This is a genomic window from Arthrobacter sp. zg-Y895, assembly GCF_020731025.1.
Lineage (GTDB): Bacteria > Actinomycetota > Actinomycetes > Actinomycetales > Micrococcaceae > Arthrobacter_B.
The window spans coordinates 1-3,342 of sequence record NZ_JAJFZY010000016.1 but is presented as its reverse complement, the minus strand read 5'-3'; the positions used below and the strand labels follow the sequence as shown (position 1 = coordinate 3,342).

Sequence of the window (3,342 nt, the reverse complement as noted above, 5' to 3'; positions counted from 1 at the left end):
CCCCTGGACAAGGGGCAAGGATTCGGTGTTCCAGGGCAGCAACCAACGGTTGTTGTCCGGGAACCACATAGTGGACGCAAGCAGCATGATCTAACAACACCCTTTATACTTTGACGGACCGTTTGAAGTCGTGTCCGTCCAGGTGCTGGTGTGGTGTAAGTTATCGGCCTATTAGTACCGGTCAGCTTCACGGGTCTTTAGTCCCCGCTTCCACATCCGGCCTATCAACCCAGTGGTCTGGCTGGGGGCCTCTCACACACAAGGTGTATGGAAATCTCATCTCGAAGCGGGCTTCCCGCTTAGATGCTTTCAGCGGTTATCCCATCCGAACGTAGCTAATCAGCGGTGCACTTGGCAGTACAACTGACACACCAGAGGTTCGTCCGTCCCGGTCCTCTCGTACTAAGGACAGCCCTTCTCAAATTTCCTGCGCGCGCAGCGGATAGGGACCGAACTGTCTCACGACGTTCTAAACCCAGCTCGCGTACCGCTTTAATGGGCGAACAGCCCAACCCTTGGGACCTACTCCAGCCCCAGGATGCGACGAGCCGACATCGAGGTGCCAAACCATGCCGTCGATATGGACTCTTGGGCAAGATCAGCCTGTTATCCCCGAGGTACCTTTTATCCGTTGAGCGACGGCCATTCCACAATGTACCGCCGGATCACTAGTCCCGACTTTCGTCCCTGCTCGAGATGTCTCTCTCACAGTCAAGCTCCCTTGTGCACTTACACTCGACACCTGATTGCCAACCAGGCTGAGGGAACCTTTGGGCGCCTCCGTTACTCTTTAGGAGGCAACCGCCCCAGTTAAACTACCCATCAGGCACTGTCCCTGACCCGGATTACGGGCCGAAGTTAGATATCCAGTATGACCAGAGTGGTATTTCAACGATGACTCCACCCGAACTGGCGTCCGGGTCTCACAGTCTCCCACCTATCCTACACAAGCCACACCGAACACCAATACCAAACTATAGTAAAGGTCTCGGGGTCTTTCCGTCCTGCTGCGCGTAACGAGCATCTTTACTCGTACTGCAATTTCGCCGAGTTTATGGTTGAGACAGCGGGGAAGTCGTTACTCCATTCGTGCAGGTCGGAACTTACCCGACAAGGAATTTCGCTACCTTAGGATGGTTATAGTTACCACCGCCGTTTACTGGGGCTTAAATTCCCAGCTTCGCCCGTAAGGGCTAACCGGTCCTCTTAACCTTCCAGCACCGGGCAGGAGTCAGTCCGTATACATCGTCTTGCGACTTCGCACGGACCTGTGTTTTTAGTAAACAGTCGCTTCCCCCTGGTCTCTGCGGCCCCGATCCCCTCCGGACAGCAAGTGTCCATCAAGGTTGGGGCCCCCCTTCTCCCGAAGTTACGGGGGCATTTTGCCGAGTTCCTTAACCATAATTCTCTCGATCGCCTTAGTATTCTCTACCTGATCACCTGTGTCGGTTTGGGGTACGGGCGGCTGGAACCTCGCGCCGATGCTTTTCTAGGCAGCATAGGATCACCGGATCCCCCCGTGAGGGGGTCCCGTCGGATCTCAGGTTCGTCATCAAAGACACCGTGACGGATTTACCTATCACGGACCCTACGTCCTTAGACCAGGTCTACCATCGCCTGGCCCGGCTACCTTCCTGCGTCACACCTGTTAATACGCTTACCTCCCAGGATCAGGTCCCGTGCTCGGCCAAAACCCTCACACCACAAGGGTGATCGGGCAGGCTCCGGACGGTTAGTGTCCCCTGCTTGGTATGGGCGGTTCTTCGCCGGTACGGGAATATCAACCCGTTGTCCATCGACTACGCCTGTCGGCCTCGCCTTAGGTCCCGACTTACCCAGGGCAGATTAGCTTGACCCTGGAACCCTTGATCATTCGGCGGACGGGTTTCTCACCCGTCTTTCGCTACTCATGCCTGCATTCTCACTCGTGTAGGCTCCACCACTGGTTTACACCGCAGCTTCACTGCCCACACGACGCTCCCCTACCACTCCAGACGACTGAACCACGAAGGCTTATCTATATCTGAAATCCACAACTTCGGCGGTGTACTTGAGCCCCGCTACATTGTCGGCGCGGAATCACTTGACCAGTGAGCTATTACGCACTCTTTCAAGGGTGGCTGCTTCTAAGCCAACCTCCTGGTTGTCTGGGCAACTCCACATCCTTTCCCACTTAGCACACGCTTAGGGGCCTTAGTTGGTGGTCTGGGCTGTTTCCCTCTCGACTATGAAGCTTATCCCCCACAGTCTCACTGCTGCGCTCTCACTTACCGGCATTCGGAGTTTGGCTGACGTCAGTAACCTTGTAGGGCCCATTAGCCATCCAGTAGCTCTACCTCCGGTAAGAAACACGCAACGCTGCACCTAAATGCATTTCGGGGAGAACCAGCTATCACGGAGTTTGATTGGCCTTTCACCCCTACCCACAGCTCATCCCCTCCATTTTCAACTGAAGTGGGTTCGGTCCTCCACGACGTCTTACCGTCGCTTCAACCTGGCCATGGGTAGATCACTCCGCTTCGGGTCTAGATCACGCCACTGCATCGCCCTATTCAGACTCGCTTTCGCTACGGCTTCCCCTCACGGGTTAACCTCGCGACGTAACACTAACTCGCAGGCTCATTCTTCAAAAGGCACGCTGTCACAGCAATCAGAGCTGCTCCAACGGTTTGTAGGCACACGGTTTCAGGTACTATTTCACTCCCCTCCCGGGGTACTTTTCACCTTTCCCTCACGGTACTTGTCCGCTATCGGTCATCAGGGAGTATTTAGGCTTACCAGGTGGTCCTGGCAGATTCGCACGGGATTTCTCGGGCCCCGTGCTACTTGGGATCCTCTCCAAGCGGCAGCATGCATTCCGGTTACGGGGCTAACACCCTCTACGGCCCGGCTTTCAAACCGGTTCACCTATACATCTGCACTCACTTCACCGATCCGGCAGAATCGGTACGGAAAGTCCCGCAACCCCAGTGATGCAACGCCCGCCGGCTATCACACACCACTGGTTTAGCCTCTTCCGCGTTCGCTCGCCACTACTAACGGAATCACTGTTGTTTTCTCTTCCTGTGGGTACTGAGATGTTTCACTTCCCCACGTTCCCTCCACGCACCCTATGTGTTCAGATGCGGGTCACCCGGTCACTCGCGCGCCGGGCGGGGTTTCCCCATTCGGACATCCTGGGATCAAAGTTCGGTTATCAACTCCCCCAGGCTTATCGCAGATTCCTACGTCCTTCTTCGGCTCCTGATGCCAAGGCATCCACCGTGTGCCCTTAAAAACTTGACCACAAAAGATCAATTTATTATCGCTATCGAGAAAACCACGGTCTCACCAGGCACCCTG

At 55.4% G+C, this 3,342-nt stretch carries 1 rRNA gene; it reads right to left on the bottom strand.

From position 1 onward, the window contains the following. Window positions 1–150 precede the first annotated feature (150 nt). Window positions 151–3,285, bottom strand: a 23S ribosomal RNA gene (locus LJ760_RS17240). Window positions 3,286–3,342 lie beyond the last annotated feature (57 nt).